The sequence below is a fragment of the Collinsella aerofaciens genome (assembly GCF_002736145.1).
Taxonomy (GTDB): domain Bacteria; phylum Actinomycetota; class Coriobacteriia; order Coriobacteriales; family Coriobacteriaceae; genus Collinsella; species Collinsella aerofaciens_A.
On the sequence record NZ_CP024160.1, the window covers coordinates 780104 to 803794 of the forward strand.

The following is a 23691-nucleotide window of genomic DNA, read 5'->3' on the forward strand; positions in this document are numbered from 1 at the left end:
AAGTACCGGAAGCAAACCAAAAGCTAACCAAATGCCGTCAAAAAACGGGCCGTACGCAGCAATGGTGTTGCATACGACCCGCTACCAGCAGGTTTATAAAACCCCAGAGGTCCCTGTCTCCACAATTGACCTAGAAAAGGCGCTCAGTCTGCAGAAAGTTTCCGCAAAAGCTCACGCGGTGCAGTGGGCAAAGTCCATGTTTGCGAATGGCCTCGATATGCTCGGGGCTTGCATAGCCCTTCGACTCGGCCAGATGGTACTCGGGATACTCGGCGTCGTACTCGACCATCATCTCGTCACGCGTGACCTTGGCCATGATAGACGCCGCGGCGATGCAGGCGATTTTGGCATCGCCCTTCACCACATCGCGCTCGTTAGGAACGGCGCCCAAGGGATTGCCATCCATGAGGACGCAGTCGGGCTCGAGTCCTGTATCGGCCACGGCGCCCGCGACGGCGGTACGGATAGCACGGGCCATGCCCATCTCATCGATATCCTTCGGCGCGATATGGCAAAAACCGATCGCCGTCGCCACCTCGGCAATCTTCACTGAGAGCAACTCGCGGCGCGCGGGCGTGAGCTTTTTGGAATCATTGATGCCCCAGACGCGCGGCTCCATAGGAAGACAGACGGCGCATACCGTCAAAGGGCCGGCCACCGATCCGCGACCCACCTCGTCGACACCAACGACCACCCCATCGCCGCCGAGCTCATGCATAAGCTCGTACATGTCATTGACGCGCTCGCGCTCGGCAAGCTCCTTGGCATGACGCTTAAGGGCACGCTCGCAAGCCTTGATCACCTGCTGGCGCGGATCCTCGCGATAATGCTCCACGAGGGCGGGAATCTCCTCAAACGTAGCGCTCGCCAACTCACCGGCAACCTGCGATGCCGAAACCGAGCTCGTCATGTTGGCCATACCAGGCCCTCCTTGCATGCAAATCAGATAAAAAGAAGGGCCACCCGAAGGTGACCCTTGTGTCCAAACGAGTGGACAGACGCTGCGATCTTCTTAGCGCTTCTCGGGGATGCGAGCAGCCTTGCCCACCTTGTCGCGGAGGTAGTACAGCTTGGCGCGACGGACGCGACCATGACGAACGACCTCGAGCTTGGCGATCTTGGGGCTGTGAAGCGGGAAGGTACGCTCAACACCGACACCGAAGGACATCTTGCGGACGGTGAAGGTCTCGCGGGCACCGGCGCCGGCCATGCGGATGACGTCGCCCTGGAAGACCTGGATGCGCTCGCGGTCGCCTTCCTTAATGCGGTAGTGAACCTTGACGTTGTCGGCGACGCGAACCTGAGGAATGTCCTCGCGGATCTGCTGACGCTCGATTGCGCGGATGTAATCCATGTGCAATTCCTTACTCTTCTAGAGGTGCCGTACCACCTTGGCCGGCACGTAGTTGAACAAACGTATTCGAGTATACACGCGCGGGTTTCTGCTGCAAGAACAATTTTTTACGCAGACAAAAAGACAAAACCCGCACATGATAACCGCCCGCCTCACGAATGAGACGGGCGGTATGAAGGGGGGGGGCTACGCTAGGCGTCTAAACGCTAAACGCTAGGCGGAACGCTTGGCCTCGAGCTTGGCCTGGGCGGCAGCCAGGCGCGCGAGGGGCACGCGATAGGGCGAGCAGGACACGTAGTCCACGTCGGCCACGTTAAACAGGCCCTTGATCGACTTGGGGTCGCCGCCGTGCTCGCCGCACACGCCAAAGTGCATGCCGGGGTTGGTGGCACGACCCTTTTCGACGGCCATGCGCACGAGCTCCAGCACCGCCGAGTCGACGGTCTCGAAGGGATTCTCCTTTAAGATCTTCTTGTGCAGGTACAGCGGAATGAACTTGGCCTCGGCATCGTCGCGCGAGAAGCCAAAGGTCGTCTGGGTGAGGTCGTTGGTGCCAAAGCAGAAGAAATCGGCGTGACGGGCGATCTCGTCGGCGACCATGCAGGCGCGCGGCAGCTCGAGCATCGTGCCCACGGGAATGTTGAGCTCGACACCTTCCTCGGAGGAAACCTCGGCGATGACACGCTCAATGACCTCGCGGGTCTGGACATGCTCTGCCGTGATGGAAACGAGCGGAACCATGATCTCGGGGCGTGGGTCGACGCCCTCCTTGATAAGGCGAGCAGCAGCCGTGGCGACGGCGCGAACCTGCATGAGCGGCAGATCGCTAAAGACGACGGAAAGGCGCACACCACGCAGGCCGAGCATCGGGTTGGACTCGACCATGCCGTCGATACGACGCAGGCGGGCACGCAGGGCGGCAAGCTCTTCCTCGCTGGCGCCAGCGGCTTCCTTCTTGGTGATGGCGACCTCGAGCTCGCGAGGATCATCCAGGAACTCATGCAGCGGCGGATCGAGCAGGCGAACGACCACATCGCGACCGGACATGGTCTTGAACATGGCCAGGAAGTCCTCGGTCTGAACCTTGAGCAGATCGGCCAGGGCCTGCTGCTTCACGGCCTCTTCGTCAGACAGGATAAAGCTCTGGATGATGTTCTTGCGATCGCCCAGGAACATGTGCTCGGTGCGGCACAGGCCGATGGCCTCGGCGCCAAACTCGAGCGCGAGCGCGGCATCCTCGGGGTTGTCGGCGTTGACGCGCACGTGGTTGGCGTGACCGTCGCTCTCGTCCAGACGGATCTCGTCGGCCCAGGACAGGATGGTGTCCAGATCGCCGGTGAGCTCGGCCGAAACCAGATCGACGGCGCCGTCGACGACGATACCCTGGGTGCCGTCGATGGAGATGACATCGCCCTCATGCAGCACGCGGTCACTGCCCTCGATGTGCACGACCTTCTCGGCGGCGTCGATATGGAAGCGCTCAACGCCGCAAACGCAGGGCGTACCCATGCCGCGGGCGATAACGGCGGCATGGCTCGTCTTGCCACCGTGGCTGGTCAGGATGCCCTCGGCGGCGACCATGCCCTTCAGGTCGTCGGGGTTGGTCTCCCAACGAACCAAAATGACTTTATGCCCCTCGACGGAACGTGCAACGGCGTCATCACTCGAGAACACGACCTCGCCCACGGCGGCACCAGGGCTGGCGTTAAGGCCGCTGGCCAGGGCCTCGTACTTCTTGGAGGCATCGAACTGCGGGTGCAGGAGCTGGTCGAGCTGTGCGGGGTCGATGCGGCTCACGGCCTCCTCGCGGGTGATGAGGCCCTCCTCGACCATCTCGATGGCGATGCGCAGGGCGGCGGTGGCGGTGCGCTTGCCCACTCGGGTCTGGAGCATCCAGAGCTTGCCCTGCTCGATGGTGAACTCGATATCGCACATATCGCGATAGTGATCCTCGAGCGTCAGGAACACGCGCTCGAGCTCCTCGCCTGCGGACTCGAGGCCCGGGGTGGTCTTGAGGTCGGCGATGGGCTCGGTGTTGCGGATACCGGCGACGACGTCCTCGCCCTGGGCGTTCACCAAGAAGTCGCCGTAGAACTCCTTGGTGCCATCGGCCGGGTTGCGCGTAAAGGCGACGCCGGTCGCGGAGGTCTCGCCCTTGTTACCAAAAGCCATAGCCTGAACGTTGACGGCGGTACCGAGCTCGTCGGAGATAGCATGCTGCTTGCGATAGATGCACGCACGCTCGTTCATCCAGCTGCCAAAGACGGCTTGGATGGCAAGGCGCAACTGGAGCTCCGGGTCGTGAGGGAAGACAGGCTTGCCATCGACAACCTCGAGCTCGGGGTACAGGGCGGCCTCGACGTTCTCGGAGAAGAGGCCCTTGAAGGTCTCGACGAGCTCCTGCAGGTCCTCGGCCGAAAGCTCGGAATCGACGCGAACGCCGGCGACCAGGCGTGCCTGGATCAGAGCGTTCTCGAACAGGTCGGCGTCGACGCCCATAACGACGTTGGAGAACATCTGGATAAAGCGGCGGTAGCTATCCCAGGCAAAACGCGGGTTTTGCGTCTGGGCAATGAGACCCTGAACGGAATCATCGTTGAGACCCAGGTTGAGAACCGTGTCCATCATGCCGGGCATGGAGAACGGAGCGCCCGAGCGAACCGATACGAGCAGCGGATCGGAGGCATCGCCGAGCTTTTTGCCGTAGCGGGCCTCGAGGTCGGCCTCGGCGGCAACGATCTCATCGAGTGCGCCTTCGGGCCAGACGTTGCCGGCACCGGAGTACTCGACACAGGTCTGGCAGGTAATGGTAAAGCCACCAGGAACCGGCAGACCGATGCGGCTCATCTCGGCAAGGTTTGCGCCTTTGCCGCCAAGCGCGAAGTTCATGGATTTGTCGCCCTCAGTGACACAGGTGCCCTGGGCGTCGGTTCCAAAACGGTAAACCCTCTTGCAATCGCTCACGATACTTCCCCTTCCATGCGCTTACGCGCACGACCGTGGTAACGAATCGACCCGCCGGATGCGGGCCGTGAGGGAACTATACGGCGGGTTTTGGACAGGCTTGAGCAGAGGGTGCGCGGTTTGGTAAACGTGCTAAAACCGGCGGTAAACGGTAGGTAAAGGTGGTTACCTTATGAAGATACCACTACAAGGAAAATGCAGGTAGGATGCGATGTTTTTGCTAAATCGCTTTACCAATATCGTGCATTATTTTTAGGTAGTCTTTTAGAGACGGGCATTTTTAGCTACCCCAATAAGCTAGCTTTGCTGGGCTCGGCGGGCGGCACGGCGGGCCCTGGCTTCCTGGATCTCCTCGAGGTGGGCAATGATCTCGGCAGCGCTTTCCTCGATGGCTTTACCGTCGGTGCGCACCACAAAGCAGCCCAGGCGCTTCATGAGGGCACGGGCCTCCTCGAGCTCGCTGCGTACGCTCTCGGGCTCAGCATAGGAGCCGGCAACGGCACGGGCGTAATCATCCCCCAAGCGGCTATCACGGATCTCAGAAATCACGTCAACGGTCGAAATCAGGCCGAACAGACGCATGGGGTCGACCTCGTAAATCGACTTCGGCGGCTCCATACCATGTGCCAACGGGACATTGGCAACCTTGTAACCCTGATAGGCCAAATACATCGAAAGGGGTGTCTTGGACGTGCGCGATACGCCCAGCAGCACGATATCGGCGCCCGACAGATCGTCGCAACCGCGCCCGTCATCGTGCTCAACGAAATACTCCATGGCATCGATGCGGTGGAAATAGCGGTCGTCGGTCTTATGAATCACGCCCGCAACGCCCTTGGGCGGCACACCGAGGAGCGACGACAGCACGGCAAGCGTCGGGCCGATCAGGTCGACCGAACGGATATGCAGCATGCCCAGGTAGTCGAGGACGCGGGCACGCAGCGCCGGGTCGACGATGGTGTGGAACACAGCGATATCGCGATGATCCGTATCGACGCGCGACCCCACAAACGACTTAACCTGCTCCACCGAGGTCACCTTAGGCAGGCGCAAAACACGAAAAGCCCCTTCATCAAATTGCCCGGACGCCGCAAGCACCACCTCACAAGCGGTATCACCGAGCGAGTCGGAGATAACGATAACGGTGGGACGAGCGGTGACCGGGCAATCCATGCGGGGCTCCTTTTGCGCTTATGCGCAGGCTGGCTTACTTTTTGCGGGCAAGCTCACCGATGTTGGCGATGCCGGAGAAAACGGCCTCGAAGCGGTTGAGCAGCTTAAGGCGATTATCGCGAAGCTGCTCGTCCTTGTCCATGACCATGACCTCATCGAAGAAACGGTCGATGGGCGCGCGCAGGGCGGCGAGGGCGGCAAATGCGGCCGGGTAGTCCTCGGCAGCAAGGGCGGCATCGACAGCGGTCTGAGCAGCCTCGGAGGCGTCGGCGAGCGCGAGCTCGACCTCGCCCATCAGGCTGCGGTCGTACTCCTCACCCAGCTCGGGCTTGGAGATATGCGCGGCGCGGGCATAGGCGGTCGCCAGGTTGTCGAACGTCTCAGCGTCGTTCTTGCGGGCCTCGTCGAGGGCGGCGCAGCGGGCGAAGAAGACGGACGGAGCGATGATGTGCACCGCGGAGACGGCGGCAACGGTATCGGCCGGGATCTTTTCGTCGCGGGCCATGCTCACCAGGCGGCCATGGAAGAAGTCACGAACCTGCTGGGCGACCTCGGCGGCGTCGAACTCAATGCCCTGCTCGCTATAGAGCTCGAGCGCAAAGTCGATGAGCGACGTGGGATCGATCGGCAGACGGTCGCGCAGGATGTTGATGATACCGATAGCGGCACGACGCAGCGCGTAGGGATCGGAGGAGCCAGTCGGGGGCTCGCCGATGGCAAAGATACCGGCGATGGTATCAAGCTTGTCGGCGCAGGCCACGATGCAGCCAGCGGTGCCCTCGGGCAGCTCGTCACCGGCAAAACGGGGACGATAGTGATCGCGAATGGCGTGGGCGACCTCGTCGTTCTCCCCCATCGCGGTGGCGTAGTAACCGCCCATCACGCCCTGCTGACTCGTGAATTCGACGACGGCGTTGGATACCAGGTCGGCCTTGCACAGGTGCGCGGCACGAGCAGCGTCGGCGGCAAGATGGGCGCCCAAATGAGCCTCGCGGGCAATAGCGAGCGCGAGCTGCTCAATACGCTCGGACTTGGCGAGCACGCTGCCGAGCTTCTCCTGGAAGGCAACCTTGGACAGACGCTCACGGAACTCGTCGAGGGAGATCTTCAGGTCCTCCTCGTAGAAGAACTTAGCGTCGTCCAGACGGGCGCGCACGACGCGCTCGTTGCCGTCGATCACGCGCTCGGCATTCTCGGGTTTGCTGTTGGAAACGACCACGAACTCACGCGTGAGCTTGCCCTCGCCGTCATAGATCGGGAAGTAGCGCTGGTTGGTGAGCATGGACTCGCAGATAATCTCGTGCGGGACCTTGAGGAACTCCTCGTCGAAAGTACCGACGAGCACCGTCGGCCACTCGCAGAGGTTGATAACCTCCTCAAAGACCTTCTTGGGCGTATCGACATGGCAGCCAGGACGGGCAGCCTCGACCTCGGCGATACCGGCAAGGATGGCCTCACGACGGCGCTCGGCAGAAAGCACGCCGGCGTCCTCGAGCACCTGCTCGTAGACGGCGGGGCTGGCAACCACATGGTCACCAGGGCCAAGTACGCGATGACCACGCGTGGTGTTGCCACTCGTCACGTCGGCAAACGACACGGGCACAACGTCCTCGCCCAGAAGGCAGCAGATCCAACGGACCGGGCGAACAAAGGTCGCATGCTCATGACCCCAGCGCTGACTACGGTAGTTGGGCCACTGCAGGCCGGCGATGGTCTTCTCGCACAGGGCCGTCAGGATCGGAGTAGCCGGAGCGGAAGGAATGTTCTTCTCGGCGAACACATACTCGCGACCGTCAGTGTCCTCGCGGCGGACCAGGTCCTCGGCAGCCACACCGCATTTGCGGGCAAAGCCCTGGGCGGCCTTGGTGGCGTTACCGTCGGCATCGAAGGCAATGTTGGCCGCGGGGCCACGCTTGACCTCGTGAACCTCATCGGTCGCGGTGGCGACGTCGGCCACGAGCGCAGCCAGACGACGCGGGCTCGAGATCACGCGGACCTCGCCATGGGCCAGACCGGCCTCGTCGAGGCCCTTGGCGATCATGGTGCCAAGCTGCTTGACGGCATTGTTCAACGGTGCGGAGGGCATTTCCTCCGTACCAATCTCAAACAGGAAATCCTTAGCGTCTGCCATGGCTTACGCCACCTCGCCTTCCTGGTCGGCATTCTCGTTGACTCCGGCGACTTCGGCCATATAGGCCTCGCAGCACGCCTTGGCGACGGCGCGGACGCGCAGGATGTAGTTGGCACGCTCGACCGCGGACAGGGCACCTCGGGCATCGAGCAGGTTGAAAGCGTGGCTGCACTTCATGACACAGTCATACGCTGGCAGCGGCAGCTTGCGCTCCAGGCAGGAATGGCACTCGGCCTCGTAGTCGTCAAACTTCTGACGCATCATCTCGACGTTGGCGACCTCAAAGTTATAGGCACTGAACTCGCGCTCGTTCTCGAGGAACACGTCGCCATAGGTCATGGGCGTGCCGTCGGGCAGATAGCTCCACACCAGGTCGTAGACGGAGTTGACGCCCTGGGCGTACATGGCGATACGCTCCAGGCCATAGGTGATCTCGACGGGCACGGGGTCGACCTCGATGCCGCCCACCTGCTGGAAGTACGTAAACTGCGTGACCTCCATGCCGTTGAGCCAGACCTCCCAGCCAAGGCCCCAGGCGCCCAGCGTCGGGCTCTCCCAGTCGTCCTCGACAAAGCGGACGTCATGGTCGTTGGGGTCCAGGCCAATGGCGGCCAGCGAACCCAGGTAGAGCTCCTGGGCGTTGACCGGCGAGGGCTTGATGAGCACCTGGAACTGATAGTAGTGCTGCATGCGGTTAGGGTTCTCGCCGTAGCGGCCATCGGCGGGACGGCGGCAGGGCTGCGCATAGCAGGTGCGCCATTCGGCGGGACCGAGCGAGCGCAGCGTGGTCGCGGTATGGAAGGTACCGGCACCGACCTCGGAGTCATAGGGCTGCATAATGACGCAGCCCTGCTCGCCCCAGTACTGCTGGAGGCGCAGGATGATGTCTTGGAAGGAAAGCGATGAAGCGTTCATGCCTCTAATATCCCCTCGTCGAAACGATTACACGGTTAGGTACTGTACTATAGCTGTTTTTAGTCGATAGCGCCGATGCGGTTGAGCGGCCAGTAACGCACAAGCGCCACAGCGATCAAATCAGAGCGATCGACGGGACCAAAGTAGCGTGAGTCGGCAGAGTTCTCTCGATTGTCGCCCATCACCCACACACAGTCATCGGGGACGGTGTAGGGATAGCTCACCTGGGCGGCGGGCGCCTGGACCGAAAGCGGCCAGCTCATGCCGGTCGTATAGTCCTCATCGAGCGCCTGGCCGTCAACGACCACGCGACCGTCCTGCAAATCGACCGTCTGGCCGGCCGTGGCGATAACGCGCTTGACAAGAACGTCGTGCTCGGAGGTGCCATCGGGGTTGTGAAACACCACGATATCGCCCTGTTTGACAGGCCGCCCGAGCTCCAGGCTCACCTTTTGCGCCAGGATCTGGTCGCCAATCTCGATCGTGTCCTCCATGGAGCCGGTGGGCACCACAAAGGGCTCGACCACAAAGGTGCGGATCAAGAAGGTGGCGGCGAGCGCGATAAGAATGACTAAAACCCACTCCAGAGCACCACGTAAAGTGAAAACGGACCTTTCGCCAAAATCATGTTCGAGGTGAACCCGCTGACGCCCTTTATCATCCACCATTCTATTCACCCCTTCCGGAAAGCAAATCTTGCGCGTATGCGCGCTCCTGGGGCGTAAGCCGCGCCGTCTCGATCAGGTCGGGACGCCAGCGGCAGGTGCGCTCGATGGCATTCTTACGGCGCCAGGCGTCAACCTTGGCATGGTCACCGCTCACGAGCACCGGCGGCACGCCCTCGCCGTTGAATTCGGCAGGGCGGGTGTACTGCGCATACTCGAGCAGGCCTCCGTCCTCAGCGGTCGAAAACGACTCGTCGACGTTGCTCATCTCGTCACCAAGGGCGCCGGGGATCAGGCGTACGACGGCATCGGCAACGACCATAGCGGGAAGTTCGCCGCCCGTGAGCACGTAATCGCCGATCGACAGGCGCTCGTCGGCATACGCATAGGCACGCTCGTCGACACCTTCGTAACGGCTGCACACAAACAGCAGGCGCTCGCTTTTGAGCAAGCGCTCGGCCACATGCTGCGTAAAGGGCTCGCCGCACGGGGTGAAGAACACCACCGTCGGCTTGGGGCCCTCCGCGCTAATGGCCTCGATGGCCTCGGCGATAGGCTCGACCTTCATGAGCATGCCCTGCCCGCCGCCGTACGGCTCGTCATCGACGGTACGATGGCGGTCGTGCGTCCAGTCGCGCAGGTTATACGCCTTAAAATCAAAAAGGCCGGCCTTGCGGGCGCGGCCCAAAATCGATGTGGACATGACGGGCTCAAACATCTCGGGAAAGACCGAAAGGGTCTCAATCAGCATGTTGTCCTCCCTACTTGTCCATATCGATCAGGCCGTCCATAACGTGGACGGAAATTGTTCCTGTGTCGGGAAGATCGAGCACAACCTGCTCGATCACGGGAATCAGTACCTCGCCGTACCGATCACCCTCGACAACCCAAACATCGTTAGCGGGCGTCGACATGATCTCGGCGATCGTGCCGAGTGAACCGAAGCGCTCGTCGACCACCTCGCGACCAATCAGGTCGGTATAGGCGGCGTCGAGTGAATCGAGCTCAAAATCGTCACGATTTGCCAACACATAGCATCCCGTGATGCCCTCGGCGGCCGTCAAGTCGTCAATGCCCTCAAACGAGACCAGATCGCCATCGCCCGTATCGGTGACGGACACGACCGTGCAAAAGCGGTCGCGCTTGAGCGCCGGCGGCGTCAGGGCGACGCGCATACCCGGCTCTAATACAGAAGGAAGCCCCCGCAGCGGCTGCGCGAGGACCTCCCCCTTCCTTCCGTGCGGCTTGACCACACGGGCGATGTTTTTGTACTGGGACCTCAAGGTCCTAGCCCAGAACCTCTACCTCGACAGCAGTGTCGAGGCGAGCGGCCAGCGCACGGGCGAGCGTGCGAATGGCCTTGATGGTACGGCCACGACGGCCGATGACCTTAGCGACGTCATCCTCGGCGACCGAAACCTCAATCGTAGAGGCGTCGTCACCATCGATGACCTCAAGGCTCACGGAATCCGGGTCGTCGACGATCTGAACAACGAGATATTCGACGAGATCGGCGATGCGATCTGAGAGCATTGCCTCACCCTCGAGCTGTGCAGCGTCAACCTCAGGCACGATTTACTCCTCGGCGCCCTCAGCGGCCTCAGCGGCAGCCTTAGCGGCCTCGGCCTCTTTGGCGAGCTGCTTCTTGGACTTCTTGACGACGGTCTCGGTCTTCTCGCCCTCGTTGGCGGCCTTGACCAGAGCGGCGACGGCGTCGGTGAGCTGAGCGCCCTTGGACTGCCAGTCGGCGATCTTCTCGAGGTCGAGGTTGATGGTCTTGGGGGCGGTCATCGGGTTGTAGCGGCCAACCTCCTCGATGATACGACCGTCACGCGGGGCGCGGGAATCGGCGACGACGACACGGTAGTACGGACGCTTCTTAGCGCCGTGACGAGCAAGGCGAATCTTGACTGCCAAAGGAAACTCCTCCAACCAAGCAGCTTTAGGCTGCAACTACAAACAAACAGTTGAACATAATACGCCATCGACGCGGGCAGGTGAAGTCCGTGAGACCAACTTCTTCGGTGTAGTCGAGGGCAAATCCATATCTTAGACAAGAATTCGGGATTTGCAAGCACATACACGCACCCCACATGAGCTGCGCGGTATACTCATGACATGGAAAGACGCGAACATACATACGGTTATGAGGATGCCATAGGCGTCACACCGCCTCCCTGGACGGGTCCGGCGGTGGGCCTGATGGACCTCGATGCGTTTTTTGCGAGCGTGGAGATGCTCGATCATCCCGAATGGCGCGGAAAGCCGCTCATCGTGGGCGGAGACGCCGATTCGCGTGGCGTCGTGTCCACGTGCTCGTATGAGGCGCGTCGCTTTGGCGTGCACTCTGCCATGGCCTCGGCCGAGGCGCGGCGCTTGTGCCCGCAAGCCATTTGGACGCACGGGCACTTTGATCGCTACCGCGAGGTGAGCGCGCAGGTCATGGCGATTCTCGCCGACGAGACCCCGCGCGTTGAGCGCGTATCCATCGACGAAGCCTTTATCGATATCACACCGGGTCGCTTTGCGCCCGAAGACCCGCTGCTAGTTGCGCGGCGTATAAGCGACCGCGTGGCAGCGCTGGGAGTGACGTGCTCCATTGGTATGGGCTGCAACAAGACGGTCGCAAAGATCGCAAGCGAGCGGGATAAGCCGTTTGGGTTGACCATCGTGCGCCCCGGAACCGAGCAGCGCTTTTTGGCCGCGCTGCCGGTATCTGCCATGAGCGGCATCGGGCGCTCGGCCGAGGAGCGACTGCGCCGCATGCGCATCTACACCCTCGGCGAGCTATCACGTGCACCGGAATCCACCTTGGCCTCTATTTTTGGCGTCAACGGCGAACGCATGCGCCAGCGTGCGCTGGGACTCGAAATATCCGAAGTCACGAGTCTCGATGAAGAGCGCGAGGTCAAGTCGGTGAGCAATGAACGCACCTTTGCGAAAGATTTGACTGAGCGCGGGGACATCGAAGCGGCGATTGCGCTGCTGGGCGAGTCAGTGGGACGCCGCCTGCGCCGTCAGGGACTAACGGGCGCCACGGTGACGCTCAAGCTCAAGTATTCGTATGGAAGCGGGCGAACGGCGCAGCGGCGGCTTCCCCACCCCACCGATGACGAGAACATCTTTGTTGCCGTGGCGCTCGAACTGCTCGACAACATCTGGCAGGAAGGCATGCATGTTCGCTTAGCAGGCATCGGCATGAGCGACTTTGACCATCAGGGCGGCATCCAGACCGACTTGTTCTGCGAAGTCGACGACCGCGGAGCCCAGTCGAGCGACCGACGCGACCTCTCGGTTGCTATCGACGCCGTCCGAGACAAGTTCGGCGACACCGCCCTATCCTTCGGCCGCCAATCCCGCTTCAACGATTAACCGCCTTTGGGCAAAAAGAAAGCCAGGCAGGTACGGAAAACCGCAACTGCCCGGCAAAATGCGCGAGGCTAACTAAAAGCCCCGTATCAAATGAGCCACTAGAGGAGGTCGAGGGGGAGCTGGGGGGCGTCACCCCAGAGCTTTTCTAGACGGTAGAAGTCGCGGGCTTCGGGAGTGAAGACGTGAACAACGACCGAACCGTAGTCCATGAGCATCCAGGTCTTCTGCTCGCGGCCCTCGATGGAGAACGGATGCTCGCCGCAAGCCTCGGCGACCTTCTCCTCAATCTCGTCGACGATAGAATCGACCTGGCGGTTGTTGGTACCGGTGGCAAGCACAAAGTAGTCGCACACGTCGGAAAGCTCGGTCAGGTCGAGCACCTGCACGTCCTCGCCCTTCTTGTCGTAGGCGGCCTGCGCGGCGGCGCGGGCGACATCCTCGGCGGCGACACCGCTCGCGGACAGCGAGGCGGCAGTGCGGTCGGACGTGGCAACGAAACTCTTGTGCTCCACACCTTCAAGAATCTGCTCGTCGGTCATGGTCTCGTCGGCCATGGAATACCTCTTTCTAGACACACCCGAGCTAGCGCAGCTGGGCGTAATGGTTGTAAATCGTAATAGCCGTGGGATAAAGATAGCGCCCGGACTGGATCACATAGACCAGACCCTGCGCAAAACAGGAGAAGAACAACTCATCGAGCGAGGACTTCCCCACCATCTTGCGCAGCGCATGGGCATAGTCGCCGTGACGGTTGGGCTCGATGGCATCGGCCACAAAGACCACCATATCGAGCGGCGTCATGTCGCAGGCACCCACGGTATGACGGTCGACAGCCTGGAAAACGGCCGGCGACAGCTCGGGGAAAAGTTGCGGAAGCTCATAGGCGGCAACAGGACCATGCAAAAGCGGCGTCGCGGCAGACGGAGAGCCGGCAACCTTGATGCCATAGTGAAGCGCGCGGGCCACGAGCTCGTCATCGGAAAGAACCTTGTCCCAGTCGTGAATTAAGCCGGCGGCAGCGGCATCAAAGCGGTCAACGCCGTAGACCTCGGCCAGATGAAGTGCGGTCTCGGCAACACCCAGCGAATGCACATAGCGCTTGCGCTTATCTTTCATGCGAACATCGAGCAGCTCTTGAATGCGCTTGAGCAGCGCGCGCTCATCGCCCTCAAACTGATCCTCTACCGACAACGTAGCCCCCATCACTCAAAATCTTCTTGACCCAGATCGACATACAAACTGCGCTTGCGAATGTAGCCGAGCACAGACTCGCTCGTAAGATAGCGTACGCTCATGCCGCGGGCAACTCGCTTACGAATGTTCGTCGAGCTGATCGCCAGCGCCGGAATCTGAATATAGCGCACGTCGAACGGCAGCCCCGATTCTTTGATTCGGGCACGCGCCGTATCGATATCAAAGCCCGGTCGCGTCGCCGCAATAAAGGTAGCAAGCTCAGCGATTCGTTCGGCATCATGCCAGGTCACAATATCGATAATCGCGTCCGCGCCCGTAATAAAGTAGAGCTTTACCTGTGGCGGGTAAAAGTCGCGAAGGGCATGAAGCGTATCGGCAGTATAGGTTACGCCCGGACGGTCAATCTCGAACCGGCTCGCCAAAAAGGCCGGGTTCGCAGCGGTGGCGAGGACCGTCATGGCATAACGGTCCTCAGCAGGCGTCACCGGCTTGTCAAGCTTAAAGGCGGGAGAGCCCGCCGGCATAAAGAGCACAGCGTCCAAGTCGAGCGACTCGCGCGCCTGCTCGGCAGTCACCAGGTGCCCGTAATGAATCGGGTCGAATGTGCCGCCCATAATGCCAAGCCGAAACTCTTTACCCTCTTTTATGGGCAGCTCGGGCAAACCGATTCCACCGCGCAGCGACATGGCTTACTCGCCCTCCGAGGTCTCGGCATCGTCCGCGGCATCCGCCGCATCGACAACCTCGACGCCCTCATCCGCAGCATCGGCCACGTCAATGGCCTCAACGGCAACGTCCTCGCCAGCGTCCTCGAGCTCCTCGTACTCCGAGAAGTCCTCAGCGCCCTCAAAGTCAAAGGCGCGCTGGCAAATGCGGACCTCGTCGCCCGCACGGCAACCGGCCTTCTCGAGCGCGTCGTCAACACCCATACGCGCAAACTTATGCTGCAGGTAGATGACAGCTTCCTCGTTTTCCCAGTCGGTCTGGATGACCATGCGCTCAATCGCGCGACCAACCACACGGAAGGCACCGGGCTCTTCCTGGACAATGCGGAACCGCTTCTCACGCTGCAGGCGACGGCGCTCCCACTCATCGTCGCGCAGATCGACCGGCTCATCGGAGACAGCCAACTCGGCGCGCAGCTTAGCCACCTGCTCGCCCACGGCAAGCATCAGCGTGTTGAGGCCGGCGCCCGTAACAGCAGACACGGCAAAGAACATATGTCCGTCGTCGAGCGCGGCGCGCTTGAGATCGGCAATCTTGTCGGCCGTGCCCGGCGCGTCGCACTTGTTGGCGACGACGATCTGCGGACGCTCCGAAAGCTCGGCGCCATACTGCTCGAGCTCACGGTTGATGATGCGGTAATCCTCAACCGGGTCGCGATCCTCAAAACCGCCCGTCATGTCGACGACATGCATGATGAGCGCCGTACGCTCAATGTGGCGCAGGAACTGGTGGCCCAGGCCCTTGCCCTCGCTCGCGCCCTCGATCAAACCAGGAACGTCGGCAACGACGTAAGAATACTCACCGGCACGCACCATGCCCAGATTGGGCACGAGCGTTGTAAACGGGTAGTCAGCGATCTTGGGGCGGGCGGCACTCATGCGCGCAATGAGCGATGACTTACCCACCGAGGGAAAGCCCACGAGTGCGGCATCAGCCATAAGCTTCATCTCGAGCTCGATCCAGTGCTCCTCGGCCGGTTCGCCCAGCTGTGCGAACGCGGGAGCGCGGCGCACCGACGTCACAAAGTGCGTGTTGCCCAGGCCACCGGCACCGCCGGGCGCCACGACAACGCGCTCGCCATCGTGCACCAGATCGGCAATCTCGAACATCGGGGTCTGCGTCTCGGGGTCGAGCTCGCGCACCACGGTGCCCATGGGAACCTTCAGGATCAGGTCCTCGCCGCTCTTACCGTTACGACGGGCACCCTGCCCGTGCGTGCCGCGCTCGGCGCGGAAGTGATGCTTAAAGCGGTAATCGATCAGCGAAGACAGCTGAGCATCGGCCTGGATGACGACGTTGCCGCCACGACCGCCGTCGCCGCCATCGGGGCCGCCCTTGGGGACAAATGCCTCGCGCCTAAACGACATGCATCCGGCTCCGCCGTCGCCGCCGCACACGTTAATGCGGCTGATATCGGTGAACTGTGACAACAGAATCGCCTCCTACAAAAAGAGGGAGACCCTTGAATCCTAAAACTCAAGTGCCTCCCACATATGTGCTCTATGAAGGGTGAATTACGCGTTCGCGAGCGGGCGTACGCTGACCCTGTGCTTGATACCCTTGTGGAACTCAACGGTACCGTCGACCAGCGCGAACAGCGTGTCGTCCTTGCCACGGCCAACGTTCTCACCCGGGTGGATGTGAGTGCCGTGCTGACGGACGAGAATCGTGCCCGTGGTTACCGTCTGGCCGGCATAGCGCTTCGTGCCAAGGCGCTGACCGCGGGAGTCACGGCCATTACGGGAGGAACCGAGTCCTTTTTTGTGTGCCATTGTGTATACCTACTCTTTCGTTACGAGTGTAATCTACTCGGCGACGGGAGCCTCGGCAACAGCCTCGGCCTCTGCCTTGACAGCCTTCTTGGCGCGGGACGTAGCCTGGACCTTCACGATCTTCAGCTTGGTGAGCTGCTGACGGTGACCCTTCAGACGACGATAGCGCTTACGCTTGTGGAACTTGAAGACCAGCTGCTTCTCGCCCTTGAACTGCTCAACGATCTGAGCGGTAACCTTGGCCTTGGCCAGCTTGTCGGGATCGGTGACGATCTTCTTACCATCGTTGAGGAAGATGACCGGCAGGGTGACCTTGTCGCCCTCATTGCCCTCGATCTTCTCGACGGTGATGACATCGTCGGTGGCGACCTTGTACTGCTTGCCGCCCGTGTTAACGATTGCGTACATGTTTACTTGCCCTTCATGCATCAGTTAGTGCAACAGCCGAATATAGTAGCAGGCGAAAATACCCCCGTCAACGAGTATGTGGAGCAAATCCACAAGTTCGCACAGGTATGGGGCTGACGAGTCGGCCCTCGTCGTCCTCGCATGCTTGATTCTGACGCTCGACATCGTAGGAGCAGATGGTCACGAGGTCTTGCATACCGGTGGAAACAATAGGTGCATCCACGCCCGGGGTCAAGCCCTGCAACAAAACATCAGCAGCGGAAAGCAAAATTTCCGGACGCATGGAGCCCTCGTTATCGGCATGGGTGTCGAGCATGAGCACTAAATGGTCCGGGCGCTCCCCCGCCGTGAGCTCATAGCCCACGAGCGTGTGATCCAAATCCAAGCGCTTGCTCTTTTTTCCGCGCGCGTAGTCGATGCCATGGTCCGCGCGCAGCGTGTCGATCGCACGACGCACCTCGTCGGCGCTTACGGGCGCCTCGGGATCCAAGTGCAAATCGATGCGATACGACAAGCGCGTGAGCTGCGCCGTCAACGCCGGCGTGCGCACGTCGATGTACGCCGCCTCGATGGGTGCCAGATCGGCCGGAGAGGCCGCAGCCAGGCGCCCAAACGCCTCGTCGAGCGCCACGAACTCGGTCATAAACAGGTCATACCACTCGCAGGTCGACGACGTACCCACCGGTAGCGCCGAAGAGAAGCCCACGCGCATGTGAGGAGAGAAACCCTGCGTGACGGCATAGGGAAGTCCCGCACGGCGCACGATGCGCTCAATGGTATGGATTACTTCGAGATGGCCCAGGTACTTAAGGCGATCGCGCTTGCCATAGCGAACACGAAGCCTAAAGAGCGTGGGGTTGTCGGTCAGGCGCTCACTCATGCGCGATCACCCATCAATACATTCTTGGCGTGGAGCGTGGGGCAGATTCCGCAGCCGGTGCACGACGTGCGGGTGCAGTCGGGAGTCGTGACACCCTCGAGCGAGCGACGGTACTCGCGCTCGAGGAAGCCGCGCGTGCAGCCGGGGCCCACGTGCTCCCACGGCAGACGCCAGTCCAACTCGTAGGGCAGGTGCACGAGCTCATTGAGGTCGATGCCGTTTTTGGCAGCAGCCTCCTTCCAGTTATCGAGCGAGAAATGCTCTACCCAGGCGTCAAAGCGAGAGCCCGCGCGCCAAGCATCGATGATGACGGGCGTCATGTCACGACCGGCGCGGGAAAGCGCGGCCTCGATGAGCGAGGTCTCGGCATCGTGGTAATGCACGCGGACGGCACGGTTGCGCACACTCGTGACAAGCAACTTCTGGCGACGTTTGACGTCGTCGTAGTCGAGCTGCGGGCACCACTGGAACGGCGTGGCAGCCTTGGGGATAAAGACCGAAACCGAGATAGACACCGAGATCGAGCCGCGACGAGCCTTGGGCACCACGGAACGACCGAGCTCCAGCACATGATCGGCCAGATTGGCGATGGCCACGATGTCCTCGTCGCGCTCGCCGGGAAGGCCCATCATAAAGTAGAGCTTCATGCGGTTCCAGCCGGCCTCGAAGGCCGCCTTGGCCGCACGGTCCAGGTCCTCCTCGGTCACGTTCTTGTTAATAATGTCGCGCATGCGCTGGCTGCCGGCCTCGGGCGCGAACGTCAGGCCGCCTTTCTTTTCGCCGGCGACCGACTCGGCCATATCCACGCCAAACGAATCCAGGCGCTGCGACGGAATAGACACTCGAATACCCGTATCCTCCAGGCGACGGTTGAGCCTGCCGAGCACGTCGCGAATGCAGGAGTGGTCGGTCGTGGAGAGCGAGGTCAGCGACACCTCGTCATAGCCAGTCTTTTCCAGACCCTGAATCACCGACGAGACGATCTGGTCGGCCGAGCGCTCGCGCACCGGGCGATACGTCATGCCGGCCTGACAAAAACGACAGCCGCGGGCGCAGCCGCGCAGGATCTCGATAGACAGGCGGTCGTGAACCAGCTGCGCATAAGGCACGCACGACTGCGACAGCGGATTCGTGGCGCCGAAATCCTCGACAACGCGCTTGTAGACCACGGTCGGCGCATCCTTGCCCTCACGCGGCACGGTGTAGCCATGCGGCGAGCAGGGCTCGTCGTGACGAACCTCATAGAGTGACGGCACGTAGTTGCCGGCAATGGATGCAAGCTGCTCAACAATCTGCGCGCGCGGGACTCCTTCGTCGCGCAGGCGCCGATGCAGCTGGCAGGTTTCGAGCAGCGATTCCTCACCCTCGCCGATGAGGATGACATCGAAGAAGGCCGCATACGGCTCGGGGTTGTACACCGAAGGACCACCGGCGATGATGATGGGGTCGTCTTCGCCTCGGTCGGCCGCTAACAGTGGAATGCCAGCGAGGTCGAGAGCCTCGAGGAAGTTCGTCACCGCCATCTCGTGCGGCACATGCAGACCGACGATATCAAACGATGCGACGGGGGCAGCACCTTCGAGCGACAGAAGCGGAATACCCGCCTCGCGCATGGCGTCACCCATATCGGGCCACGGCACATAGCCACGCTCGCAGGAGATGCCCTCGGCCTGGTTAAGGATGTTGTAGAGGATGGCGATACCCTGGTTGGGCAGACCGACCTCGTATACATCCGGATAAATCAGGCAGCAACGATAATCGGCATCGGCCTTGGAAAGCGTGCCCCACTCGTGATCGATATAGCGACTCGGCTTCTCGACCTTGGCGAGCAGCGGCTCAATTAAATGAAAACAGTCTTGGTACGGAACGCGCAAAAGAAACCCCTAAGCAGCGAGATCGGATGCATCCTCGAAAGGACTCATAGGACGGGTGGCAACGGCGACCGTGGTCACCAGGTCACGAACGCGCGAGAACGTGGCAGCAGCGACCTCGTTGGCACGGCTGTAGTCCACATCGCGCTCGTAGAGCGACACGAGCGCGCGGCCCATGCCATAGGTACCCGCGGCGGCGGTAAGTGCCTTAACGGCAAACCCAATATGCGGCGTCTGCTTGACGAGCGCACGGGTGACCGCGCGGATCACAAGGCCGCCAGCAAGCACGCCCGCGACCTCGTAGCCGCGCTCAGGCTTAATGCCGCGTCCAAAGACGGCAGCGAGCTCAAAGAGCATGCCCACCTGCGCCAACGCCATAACGGGATAATCGGCGCCCGGCAAAAACACCAGCGCACCGGTCGCCATATTGGTGAGCGCGCACGAGGTGATGATACGATTGGCCGCCGCGATGCGCATGAAGGTAAAGTTCGCCGCAAAAGCAGTTTCCTTGTCGGTGCGATCGAGAATCCAGCGGGCAAGCGTCTCGAGCAGATACGTTTTATCTGTTGCCGCTACCACGCCGAGCATGGGCGTGGACTCCTCGATAAACGGCACCTCCACAGCAGACTCAGCAAGCACGCACACGGGCGCGCCGGCGATCACGAGCTCCTGCACGGCACTCTCCAAGCGGTCGGAACCACACGAAAGTACCAGTACCACATCGGTATCGGTCTTTGGAGCAATTCGCTCCTCCCCCAGACGCTCGACGCGCACAATGCCCGAGGTCGTCTGCGGCACAAAGGCGTCACGCACCGTCTCGGCGAGAAAGCGCGAGGCGGACGAATCCAGATAGACCGAGACGCGCACCGGCGTATCGGAATCCTTCTTAACGGACGCGCCCATCTTAAAAGCGCGGGTCAGCTTATCTACGGGAATTTTCATAGCAAACCCCTCCAGCGGTTACGCGGCGCCCGAACGATGCCGCCATATGGATTGTACGATACCGACCGTCAGCAGCTGAATCATCATCGAAGACGAACCGAAGCTAATAAACGGTAGCGGAATACCGGTAATCGGCATCATGCCGATGCACATGCCGATGTTTTCGAAGGTCTGGAACGCCCACATGCCAACGATGCCCACACACGATAGGCGCAAGAACAGCGACTCGCACTTAAAGGCGACGCGAATCGTCGAAAAGATCAGCAGCACGTAGAGGCACAGGAGCAAAAAGGAACCGCAAAAGCCAAAGGTCTCGGACAGGAAGGCGAAGACGAAGTCGGTGTGGAACTCAGGCAGAAAGCCGCCGGCCGACTGCGTCGCATGGCCCAAGCCCTTACCAAAGAAGCCGCCCGAGCCAACGGCGATAAGCGACTGCTGCAGGTTGTAGGCATCGTCCGAATCGGCATTATCGGGGTCGATAAAGACCGTCAGACGGTTCATCTGATACTGCTTGATGAGCACATCGTGGCCGAGCAACGAATCAAAGACCGAATCGAGCGCCAGGACGAGGGCCACCAGGCCCACGAGCAGGGCCAAGGTCGACAGCACCCATTCGCGGCGTGCACCGCTCATGCAGATGACGATGGCACCCGAGACCAGCACGACCAGGCCCGAGCCCAGGTCACCCATGGCAACGACGGCCAAAAACGGAATGGACAGCATGCCGCAGAGCTTGACGTAGTCGCGAACGGTATCGATGCGACCGTTATACTGCGAGCCAAGCGTGGCAATAAAGAAGATGGTGATGAGCTTGGCAAGCTCAACCGGCTGGAATGTCAAGCCGATACCGGGAATCTTGATCCAGCCCGTCATGCCCAGACCGCCCGTATAGGACAGACCCGGAATCTTGGGCGAGAAGATCACGATCAGGTCGATGACGAGCAACGCCGTCGAGAAATTGGAAATACCGCGCAGGTCGGTACGCCAGACCAGCACCGCCAGCAACGCCCCGATACCAATTCCCAGCAGATGGCGTGAGAACGAAGCATCGGCCTTAAACTGCGAAGCCGACCAGATAATGATGGCACCGTAGGCGACGAGCGCCACTGTGGCCACGAGCACACCGATATGCACCTTTTGGCGAAACGTGCCGCGCGAGGCCGAAAGTTGCTTGTTGACGCGGTCCAGGCTGCTGCGAGAGCCGGTCTTGGTTGAACGGAACAGATCCGCCGGAGAAAAATCCATCGCAACCTCCTATCGAACCGAAGAATCGCCCGAGGCCGAAGAGGTATCGGGCTCGTCATAAATCACGCCGAGCACGTCGCGCACGACATGCATCGCGGTATCTGAGCCACCGCCGCCCTGCTCCAGGACAGTAGCGATGACATACTTGGGATCATCGGCCGGTGCATAGGCGCAGAACCACGCGTATTCGTCCTCGCCGCTTTTCTCGCCCGTGCCCGACTTGCCGTATACCTGCGGCGTCAGGGTGCCAAAGTGAGCCGCCAGGGACGTCGATGCCGTGTAAATCACGTCGTGCATGCCGTTGCGAACAAGAGTCAAATCCGAATCGCTGTTGATCTTGGCCTCCAGGCGCTTCTTCTTGCCCTTGCCGTTGTATTTATAGGCATCGCCGTCGCCATCGCGCGACACGGCAGACAAAAACACGTGAGGCACGTACTGTTTGCCGCCGTTGGCAAGACCCATATAGGCGCACGCCATCTGCAGGGGCGTCACCAAAATGTCGCCTTGGCCGATAGCGATGTTAGTCATATCGCCGGCGTTCCATTTGCGGTCCTCGGCAGAGGCGTCGGTAAAGTACGACTCTTTCCACTCGGCATCGGGAATACGGCCCGCGCCCTCACTCGGCAGATCGATACCGCAGGTCTTGCCTAGGCCCCAGCGACGAAAGACCTCCTGCAGCCCCTCGGAATGTTGCTCGTCATAAAAGAACGCCTTGCCCATGTCGTAGAAGACGGGGTCGCACGAGTTGGCGATACCCGACTGCAGCGTCATGGTGCCGTGGCCAGACGTCAACCAGCAGCGCTTGCCCCAAGCCTTGCCCAAGCCCGTCCAATAGCCCGTGCAGTTGGTTGTCTGTGTTGAAGTGTAGGTTCCAAACTCAAGACCGGCCAGTGCCGAAAGCGGCTTGATGGTCGAGGCCGACATGTACTGTCCGCTAATGGCGCGGTTGAGCAGCGGGTGCGAACCCTTGTCATCATTGAGCTCGGTCCACACGTCATTTGAGACGCCGCCGATAAAGACGGACGGATCGAACTTGGGCTCGCTCGCCATGCCCAGGATCTCGCCATTGTTGGGATCGAGGCACACCACAGCGCCGTTGCCGGCATTGCTGTAGCCAGTGGTCTTGGCAAGCTCGATGGCGCTCGCCAGCGCCGTCTCACAGGCCTGTTGGATCTTAAGGTCGAGCGTGAGCTTAATGTCGGAGCCGGCCTTGGCGGGAACGGCGCCGGCCTGACCGGTCACATTGCCCGAGGCATCGACCTTGACGGTCTGCTCGCCACGAATACCCTGCAGCAGGTTTTCGTAGTAGCTCTCAACACCCGCCTGGCCCACGATATCGCCCGACTGGTACGTAATCCGGCCAGCAGAAGCATCATCATCGCCAGAGGTTTTCTTATTCTGGGCCTCGAGCTGCTCGGAGGTAATGGTGCCGGTATAGCCCAAAATGTGGCATGCCGTCTCGCCGTACGGGTACTGGCGCTCGGTACGCTCGGCAATCTTGACGCCCGGGAACTCGCCGGCGTGCTCCTGAATATAGGCAACCGTGGAGCGACGGACGTCCGTCGCGATGGTATGCAGGCTCTGGGCGCCCTCAGAATTGTCCTGGATATTGCGCAGAACCGCCACGTAGGGCATGCCGAGCACGTTGGCAAGATGGCGAACCAGAACCTCATCCTCGGCAAGGTCGCGGTAGGCCACGACAGCAAGTGAGGGACGGTTCTGGACAAGTGCCACGCCATTGCGGTCGAGGATGCGGCCGCGCACAGCGGGTGTGGTAACGGTGCGCGTCTGATTGCTATTAGCCTGCTTTTCGTAATAGTCCGACGAGACCATCTGCATGCCCCACAGCTTGACGGCAAGCGCCGCAAACATCGCGCCTACGCCCGTGGTGAGGATGGAAAAACGGCCCTTAAAGGCAGTCGCCGCGGTATTGCCCTCGCCCTCGGTGGCGCGCGGGGCCGTTCCATGCTGCGTATCGTAGGTAAAACGGGAATCGCCGCGACGCATGATGACCAGCGCGACCACGATGGCCACAACCAGCACGATACCGGCAATAATAACCGTCAACTGGGAAGACAT

At 61.1% G+C, this 23691-nt stretch carries 23 protein-coding genes; 1 reads left to right on the forward strand and 22 read right to left on the reverse strand.

The window, feature by feature from the left end; translation table 11 throughout:
• Window positions 1–130: 130 nt before the first annotated feature.
• The 11 genes from CSV91_RS03485 to rpsP all read right to left on the reverse strand — a co-directional run bounded on the left by CSV91_RS03485 (window position 131) and on the right by rpsP (window position 11119).
• Window positions 131–919: a ribonuclease HII gene (locus CSV91_RS03485; RefSeq protein ID WP_055250018.1), complete on the reverse strand. Its 789-nt coding sequence runs from the start codon at window positions 917–919 to the stop codon at window positions 131–133.
• Between the two features lie 93 nt (window positions 920–1012).
• Window positions 1013–1354 (reverse strand): 50S ribosomal protein L19, encoded by a 342-nt coding sequence (rplS, locus tag CSV91_RS03490; protein ID WP_006236098.1) that lies wholly within the window; start codon window positions 1352–1354, stop codon window positions 1013–1015.
• 213 nt (window positions 1355–1567) lie between these two features.
• Window positions 1568–4318 (reverse strand): pyruvate, phosphate dikinase, encoded by a 2751-nt coding sequence (gene ppdK / locus CSV91_RS03495; protein ID WP_099431820.1) that lies wholly within the window; start codon window positions 4316–4318, stop codon window positions 1568–1570.
• A gap of 297 nt (window positions 4319–4615) precedes the next feature.
• Complete coding sequence (locus CSV91_RS03500) at window positions 4616–5491, reverse strand: pyruvate, water dikinase regulatory protein (protein ID WP_099431821.1); 876 nt, start codon at window positions 5489–5491, stop codon at window positions 4616–4618.
• A 34-nt stretch (window positions 5492–5525) separates the two neighbouring features.
• The gene (gene glyS, locus CSV91_RS03505) at window positions 5526–7622 is read right to left on the reverse strand and encodes a glycine--tRNA ligase subunit beta (protein WP_099431822.1); all 2097 of its coding nucleotides are present in this window, start codon (window positions 7620–7622) and stop codon (window positions 5526–5528) included.
• Between the two features lie 3 nt (window positions 7623–7625).
• Entirely contained in the window at window positions 7626–8537 is a 912-nt protein-coding gene (locus CSV91_RS03510) for a glycine--tRNA ligase subunit alpha (protein ID WP_006236091.1), read from the reverse strand.
• A 59-nt stretch (window positions 8538–8596) separates the two neighbouring features.
• Window positions 8597–9205 carry a signal peptidase I gene (lepB, locus tag CSV91_RS03515; protein WP_232049554.1) on the reverse strand — a complete coding sequence of 203 codons (609 nt, stop codon included), beginning with the start codon at window positions 9203–9205 and terminating at the stop codon, window positions 8597–8599.
• Window position 9206: 1 nt separating this feature from the next.
• Complete coding sequence (gene trmD / locus CSV91_RS03520) at window positions 9207–9953, reverse strand: tRNA (guanosine(37)-N1)-methyltransferase TrmD (RefSeq protein WP_099431823.1); 747 nt, start codon at window positions 9951–9953, stop codon at window positions 9207–9209.
• A 10-nt stretch (window positions 9954–9963) separates the two neighbouring features.
• Window positions 9964–10485, reverse strand: a complete 522-nt coding sequence (gene rimM, locus CSV91_RS03525; RefSeq protein WP_099431824.1) for a ribosome maturation factor RimM — start codon at window positions 10483–10485, stop codon at window positions 9964–9966.
• 4 nt (window positions 10486–10489) lie between these two features.
• The gene (locus CSV91_RS03530; protein ID WP_171021534.1) at window positions 10490–10735 is read right to left on the reverse strand and encodes a KH domain-containing protein; all 246 of its coding nucleotides are present in this window, start codon (window positions 10733–10735) and stop codon (window positions 10490–10492) included.
• A 42-nt stretch (window positions 10736–10777) separates the two neighbouring features.
• Complete coding sequence (gene rpsP, locus CSV91_RS03535) at window positions 10778–11119, reverse strand: 30S ribosomal protein S16 (RefSeq protein ID WP_022094749.1); 342 nt, start codon at window positions 11117–11119, stop codon at window positions 10778–10780.
• Between the two features lie 201 nt (window positions 11120–11320).
• On the opposite strand from rpsP, the gene dinB reads away from it, so the two are divergent.
• Window positions 11321–12574 carry a DNA polymerase IV gene (gene dinB / locus CSV91_RS03540; RefSeq protein WP_099431825.1) on the forward strand — a complete coding sequence of 418 codons (1254 nt, stop codon included), beginning with the start codon at window positions 11321–11323 and terminating at the stop codon, window positions 12572–12574.
• A gap of 98 nt (window positions 12575–12672) precedes the next feature.
• Here dinB and rsfS read toward each other — a convergent pair whose 3' ends face one another.
• From rsfS to mrdA, 11 genes are all read right to left on the reverse strand, one after another.
• On the reverse strand, window positions 12673–13128 hold the full coding sequence (gene rsfS / locus CSV91_RS03545; RefSeq protein WP_006236081.1) for a ribosome silencing factor: 456 nt from the start codon (window positions 13126–13128) through the stop codon (window positions 12673–12675).
• 28 nt (window positions 13129–13156) lie between these two features.
• A complete protein-coding gene (yqeK, locus tag CSV91_RS03550) occupies window positions 13157–13690 on the reverse strand; it encodes a bis(5'-nucleosyl)-tetraphosphatase (symmetrical) YqeK (protein ID WP_197736885.1) in 534 nt (177 codons plus the stop codon).
• A gap of 86 nt (window positions 13691–13776) precedes the next feature.
• The gene (gene nadD / locus CSV91_RS03555) at window positions 13777–14454 is read right to left on the reverse strand and encodes a nicotinate-nucleotide adenylyltransferase (RefSeq protein ID WP_055249998.1); all 678 of its coding nucleotides are present in this window, start codon (window positions 14452–14454) and stop codon (window positions 13777–13779) included.
• 3 nt (window positions 14455–14457) lie between these two features.
• Window positions 14458–15924, reverse strand: coding sequence for a GTPase ObgE (obgE, locus tag CSV91_RS03560; RefSeq protein WP_172622440.1), 1467 nt, complete (start codon window positions 15922–15924; stop codon window positions 14458–14460).
• 84 nt (window positions 15925–16008) lie between these two features.
• A complete protein-coding gene (rpmA, locus tag CSV91_RS03565) occupies window positions 16009–16266 on the reverse strand; it encodes a 50S ribosomal protein L27 (RefSeq protein WP_006236075.1) in 258 nt (85 codons plus the stop codon).
• Window positions 16267–16299: 33 nt separating this feature from the next.
• Window positions 16300–16674, reverse strand: coding sequence for a 50S ribosomal protein L21 (gene rplU, locus CSV91_RS03570; protein ID WP_035138585.1), 375 nt, complete (start codon window positions 16672–16674; stop codon window positions 16300–16302).
• Window positions 16675–16741: 67 nt separating this feature from the next.
• A complete protein-coding gene (locus CSV91_RS03575; RefSeq protein WP_099431827.1) occupies window positions 16742–17554 on the reverse strand; it encodes a TIGR03936 family radical SAM-associated protein in 813 nt (270 codons plus the stop codon).
• Entirely contained in the window at window positions 17551–19428 is a 1878-nt protein-coding gene (locus CSV91_RS03580) for a TIGR03960 family B12-binding radical SAM protein (RefSeq protein WP_099431828.1), read from the reverse strand. Before CSV91_RS03580 ends, CSV91_RS03575 begins: the two co-directional genes overlap by 4 nt.
• A 9-nt stretch (window positions 19429–19437) precedes the next feature.
• A complete protein-coding gene (locus CSV91_RS03585; protein WP_099431829.1) occupies window positions 19438–20367 on the reverse strand; it encodes a YcjF family protein in 930 nt (309 codons plus the stop codon).
• 18 nt (window positions 20368–20385) lie between these two features.
• On the reverse strand, window positions 20386–21612 hold the full coding sequence (locus CSV91_RS03590; protein ID WP_099431830.1) for an FtsW/RodA/SpoVE family cell cycle protein: 1227 nt from the start codon (window positions 21610–21612) through the stop codon (window positions 20386–20388).
• Between the two features lie 9 nt (window positions 21613–21621).
• Window positions 21622–23691: a penicillin-binding protein 2 gene (gene mrdA / locus CSV91_RS03595; RefSeq protein WP_099431831.1), complete on the reverse strand. Its 2070-nt coding sequence runs from the start codon at window positions 23689–23691 to the stop codon at window positions 21622–21624.